The sequence below is a fragment of the Janibacter sp. LM genome (assembly GCF_039631275.1).
GTDB classification, from domain to species: domain Bacteria; phylum Actinomycetota; class Actinomycetes; order Actinomycetales; family Dermatophilaceae; genus Janibacter; species Janibacter terrae.
Window position 1 is genome coordinate 1 of sequence record NZ_JBDIVG010000040.1, and the last position, 5,265, is coordinate 5,265.

Annotated in this window: 5 protein-coding genes and 1 pseudogene; 5 read left to right on the plus strand and 1 reads right to left on the minus strand. The window is 66.1% G+C overall.

Annotated elements, in window-relative coordinates; translation table 11 throughout:
• The 3 genes from ABC138_RS16425 to ABC138_RS16435 all read left to right on the plus strand — a co-directional run.
• The coding region (locus ABC138_RS16425; RefSeq protein ID WP_345914350.1) for a transposase at positions 1–439 on the plus strand (439 nt) is incomplete at its 5' end.
• A gap of 520 nt (positions 440–959) precedes the next feature.
• Entirely contained in the window at positions 960–1,649 is a 690-nt protein-coding gene (locus tag ABC138_RS16430) for an ABC transporter ATP-binding protein (RefSeq protein ID WP_218005605.1), read from the plus strand.
• A 70-nt stretch (positions 1,650–1,719) separates the two neighbouring features.
• On the plus strand, positions 1,720–3,990 hold the full coding sequence (locus ABC138_RS16435; RefSeq protein ID WP_345914351.1) for a hypothetical protein: 2,271 nt from the start codon (positions 1,720–1,722) through the stop codon (positions 3,988–3,990).
• Positions 3,991–4,181: 191 nt separating this feature from the next.
• Here the strand turns inward: ABC138_RS16435 and ABC138_RS16440 are convergent, their stop codons facing one another.
• Complete coding sequence (locus ABC138_RS16440; RefSeq protein ID WP_068327945.1) at positions 4,182–4,400, minus strand: hypothetical protein; 219 nt, start codon at positions 4,398–4,400, stop codon at positions 4,182–4,184.
• Positions 4,401–4,555: 155 nt separating this feature from the next.
• On the opposite strand from ABC138_RS16440, the pseudogene trxA reads away from it, so the two are divergent.
• Positions 4,556–4,909 (plus strand): annotated as a pseudogene (gene trxA / locus ABC138_RS16445) (thioredoxin); the annotation flags it as partial.
• Positions 4,910–4,942: 33 nt separating this feature from the next.
• Positions 4,943–5,245: a rhodanese-like domain-containing protein gene (locus ABC138_RS16450; RefSeq protein WP_255218349.1), complete on the plus strand. Its 303-nt coding sequence runs from the start codon at positions 4,943–4,945 to the stop codon at positions 5,243–5,245.
• Positions 5,246–5,265: the final 20 nt, after the last annotated feature.

Genomic DNA, 5,265 nt, shown 5'->3' on the forward strand with positions numbered 1-5,265 from the left:
CATGTGGCCGGCCGTGAAGGCGATGTTGCACTCGGTGTACGACCAACCCGACAAGGACGCCGTCCAGGCGCAGTTCGAGCGGCTGCTGGAGTACGTCGACGGCAAACTGCCCGAGGTCCACGAGCACCTCGACTCAGCCCGCGCGGACATCTTGGCGTTCACCGCCTTCCCCAAAGACGTGTGGACCCAGATCTGGTCGAACAACCCCGCCGAACGCCTCAACCGCGAGATCCGACGCCGTACCGACTCCGTGGGCATCTTCCCCAACCGGGCCGCGATCGTGCGCCTGGTCGGGGCGGTCCTGGCCGAGCAAACCGATGAATGGGCCGAAGGTCGGCGCTACCTCGGCCTCGAGGTCCTCGCCCGCTGCCGCGTCAACATCGTGCCCGCCCTCGACCCCGAGACCGGAGGCGACAACCTGCCCGCATTGACCGCCTGAACCACCAGAAGGAACACGCAGGCGCTACACCACTACCCGGGGCTTGACCGGTGACGATTCGCTGGCAGTCTACTTACTGAACATTTACCAAGTGTTGACCTCTGTTCTGCCATCCTTACCGCAGGTGCCGATCGGCGCCCACATCGTAGGGGAAGTCCATGAGAAACAGCATCAAAAGAATGTGTGTAGCCGCTGCCATTTTGGGGACCATGACACTTGCTTCGCAAGGGGCCGCGCAGGCCTCTTTCGCACAATGCGATTCTACTCGCGTCTGCGGGTGGGGCAACAACGACTACAATTGGCTCATCATTGAACGTAACTCGGGTCTGCCGTTGGCGAACCACCAAGGGGATGCGAACAATGAGCTTGATTCTTGGGCCAACCGAAGCACCCAGAACGCCCGGGGTTATGCAGAGTGGAACTACGGAGGGGACTGCATGACCTTTACCCGTGGAGATAGCGACGGCAACGTCGCGCCGTGGAACAGCGATGAGGTCTCGTCCACATCTACAGCCGCTGGGTGTTGATCATCGCTGACGCTTTGGTGGAGATGTCGGACGTGTCTCGGCACTTCTCGACGCAAGTAGAGACCGTGCGGGCGGTGGACGAAGTTTCGTTCAGCGCCCGCACGGGCGAGTTTGTCTGCTTGTTCGGGGCGAGTGGGTCGGGGAAGTCGACGCTGCTAAACCTCATCGCAGGTCTGGACCGCCCTACGTCTGGGCAGATTCGTGTCGCGGGTGCTGATGTGAGCGACGCGTCGAACAACGAGCTGGCGTCCCTTCGCTTGCGGCATGTCGGAGTGGTGTTCCAGCACGACAACCTCATCGAAGAGCTCACTGTCTCGGAGAATGTGTCATTCCCCCTCGACCTGCGCGGGGATACCGTCCCGAAAGACAGAGCCGCAGAAGTAGAGATGTGGCTGGAGCGAGTTGGGATGGGGGGATACGGAGAACGGTTTCCCAGAGAGTTGTCCGGAGGCCAGCAGCAGCGCGTGGGGGTCGCCCGCGCCCTGGTCGGTGAACGAGATGTGTTGGTCGCAGACGAGCCCACGGGAGCCCTGGACTCGGCCAACTCCGCGGCGCTCTTCGACCTGCTTGCGGACCTGAGCGCACAGGGCCAGACCGTCATCCTCTCCAGCCACGACGCCGTGGCTCGGGCGTCGGCCTCCCGCGTTCTGGAGATGGTCGACGGCAGGCTGATCGATGGGTGAGCTCAATCGCTCACTGAGGTTGCTACCCCGATTGTTGCGTGCAAGTTGGGTTTGGCGTCCCGGAGCGGGAGTGGTCGTCGCCACCGTGCTGATCCTGGTCAGCTATGTGGTTGTGACGTCCTGGGGCCTGTCGCGAGAGCAGGTCCTTCAACGGGACTTCTCCGACCGGGAGGCGGTCGTGCGAGTGAATGCTCCGATCGAGCCAGGGGCGAACCGATCGCTGCGGACTATCCGCGAAAGCGCCAACGGCGCTCCTGTGGTCCTGCACTCGGCGAGCGTGCGTGTGTCCGATGACCCGGACAAGCGTGTGCGCTATCAGGAATCGGATTGGTCGGCAGCGCCCTTCGGATTCAACGTGGTCTCTGGTCATTGGCCCACGAGCGCCGGAGAAGTGGTCGTTAGCCAGGATCTCGCCTCCGCGGCCGACGACGCACTTTCCTTGTTGTCAGACACGGTCGACGTCCGCGTGGTGGGAGTCGCGGACGACGCCTACAGCGACGGTGCGTTCATCTTGGCGGGGCCGGGTACGTGGGAGTCGTTGCCCCCTGAGGCGCGGACCGCGCGCGCCGGCCTGGTCGCATCGGCGTCCGTCCTGACTTCTCAGAAGGAGGCGCGGACGCTCGTCGCAGAGTTCCGGAAGCAGCAGGTGTCCGCCCAAACGGACCGTGCCACCAGCGTTACCGCAGAGGAGAGCTGGATCAATGCATCGCCCTTCGCCTTTGTCGTCCCTGCCCTGCTTGTCCCGATGCTCGCGGTGGCCCTCGGTGTTGGCGCTGGCAGAGCGCGTCAGCGGGCCTTCGTTCGGCGCGTCCTTGAGGTCGGGGGACAACGGAGCACTGCCCTGGGGATGGTTTCGTCCGCGTTCCTCGTGGTCGTGACTTTGGGCGTGCTCGCGGGATACCTCCTGGGTTGGGGGCTGGGTCACCTAGCGCGGCCCGTTGCCGAGAGCTGGAATGACCGTGCGCTAGCCCCATTTCCTGGGCTGCTGGGGCCGGTAGCGGTGATGGCCGTCAGCGCGTTGATTGGTTTGGCTGCGGGCATGCTCCAGTTGCGGCCGCCACGCACCGGAGTCGGGGCCTCGCGCAGGGCGAACCCGGCCATCAGACGGTGGGCGGCCCTGGCTCTGGCGTGCGCGGCGGTGGTCGTCGCGGCCTGGACCAGCAGTGCAGCTCACGCCATGGTCGTCGGCGCGTTCACCCTGATTGCCATCGCACTGGTGACCCCGGAAATCGTCTCGGTCGTCGCTCGCAAGGTCGAGCGACCGACACCCCACTGGCGACTGGCGTCGCGACTGTTGCGGGCTGATCGCGCGGTGACAACAGAGATCGTCTTGACGATGGTCGTCCTTGCCCTCCCTCTCACCACCGCGGTACTCCTGACCACGTCGGGGTCGTCGGCTCGTGCGGAGACTCTCGCGCCTGTCGGTCCGGGTCAGATCTTGGTCGCGGGCGAAGGGGGGCTTGCCGCCCCGGCCCCATCCGCGGTGAGCAAGACGGTGGCCGGAGCGTTGGATACGTCCTCGGGAGTTGCCTCCAGCAAGCTCTTCGTCACGGACAACACCTGGTACGAAGTCGGGCCTGGCAAGAACGCCTCTGTCATCGCTGTGTCCACGGTTGATGATGTCGAGACAGTGTGGGGCGCACCGCTCTCGGCCGGACAGAAGTCGACTCTCGAGCAAGGCGGGGCGTTGGTGTGGGAACCCGGCGCCGATCTCCAGATCAACGGCCGCATGCCGTCGCCACCCGTGAAGACCGCCGCCTATCAGCCCACCGAGGAGTGGGCTACTCAGACGGGTGCTGTGATGCTCGCTGAGCCTGCCCGAGCCCAGGGGGTGAAGTTGCGATCAGGAGGCACCGTTTACGCACACGTGACGACTGATGCCGCTGACCGTGCGGTAGCGGCTGTCCGTGAGGGGGGCCTTGACCAAAGTCTTCTTCAGCGGCACCACGCACCTCGCCAATTACTCGCGCCGGCGGTTCTCATCGCAAGCGCGGCCCTGTTGGCGATCCTCATGCTTGGTATCACGGCGATCTCTTCGCACGCTCGCACTGCGTCGCTACGCCGCCAGTTCGGACGGATAGTCGCTGTCGGAGCCGACGGTGGAGTCGTCCGCAGAGTGCAGCTCATCACCCAATGGGTGATCACTGCTCTCGCCATCGTAGGAGCCAGCCTCGTGACCATGCTGACCGTCGCGGTGATGCTCTTTCGTCTAACTGGGACCAGCGTCAACCCACCCTGGGGCGTATTGCTGCTCCTCGTAGCCGCCCTCATCGTCGCTCAGTCGTCAGCCTCGCTGGTCGCGCTCCGGCAACTGAGGCCAGAAGTGCTACGGGGGACCTGACCCCTGTGCCTGATGGCGCCCCAGCAAGCAGGCGGCGCATACATTGCACTCCCACCACGCTCAGGCCCGGTCTGTGCAAAGTAGGCCGCGTGTCGAGTGCAATCTGCGCTGCATCTCGACACTGATGTCGAGATGCACGGTGCGTGACGCTACGTAACGGGAGGAACCTCCCTCTCGCGGTCCCATCTGGCTCACCCCTGGTCTCGCTCGTCCTCACCGTCCGGGATCATCTGCGACTGCTCCCAGACATCGGCCGGGTCGGCGTCCTGGACCTGACCAACCGGCTCGTCGGGCAGGTCCACGCCCACCTCGTCGTCCGTGCCGACCGGCCTCTGCTGGTCGAGGGCATCGGCCTCGGGGACGTCGTCGGGCAGGTCTCCCGCATCGGGGTCGGGTGTCCGGGTGCTCATCTGGTGCCTCTCTCCCGCGGTCGGTCCACGTGCCCCGAGGCTAGCGAAGGGGGCCGCCCGGGTCGATGCGCCGGCCCTCAGTCTGCATCGGCACCCGCACCGCCCTTGGGGCGTGGCTGACACGATACCCCCCAGGGTATTGATAGGATGAGCTCATGACGACCAAGGACCTGACCCGCAGCGACTTCGAATCGACCATCCTCGACAACGACATCGTGCTCGTCGACTACTGGGCGGCCTGGTGTGGCCCGTGCCGCTCGTTCGCGCCCGTCTACGAGGCGGCCTCCGAGCAGCACCCGGACGTCGTCTTCGGCAAGCTCGACACGGAGGCCGAGCAGGAGATCGCCGGCGCCGCGGGCATCAGCTCGATCCCCACCCTCATGGGCTTCCGCGAGGGGATCCTCGTCTTCTCGCAGCCGGGAGCCCTGCCCGCCACCGCCCTGGAGCAGGTCATCGAGGGGATCAAGGGTCTGGACATGACCGACATCCGGCAGGAGGTCGCCCGGCAGCGCGAGCTGCTCGACCTGCCTCGGGAGGTCGACCTGGAGACCTTCGCCACCGCGCTCGCGGCTGGCGCCACCGTCCTCGACGTGCGCGAGCCGGACGAGTACGCCAGCGGACACGTCCCCGGAGCCCGCCCCGTCCCGCTGGGGTCGCTCGAGGGCGCGCTCGACGAGCTCCCTGCAGGTGGCGCCGTCTACGTCGTGTGCGCCACCGGCGGCCGCAGCGCGTCAGCTGCTGACGCGCTGCGGCGAGCCGGCATCGAGGCCTACTCCGTCGCGGGCGGGACGACCGGCTGGCAGGCGAGCGGCCGGGAGGTCTCTGCGGGCGAGCTGCCGAGGTGACCCCGGTCCGCTCGTGACCG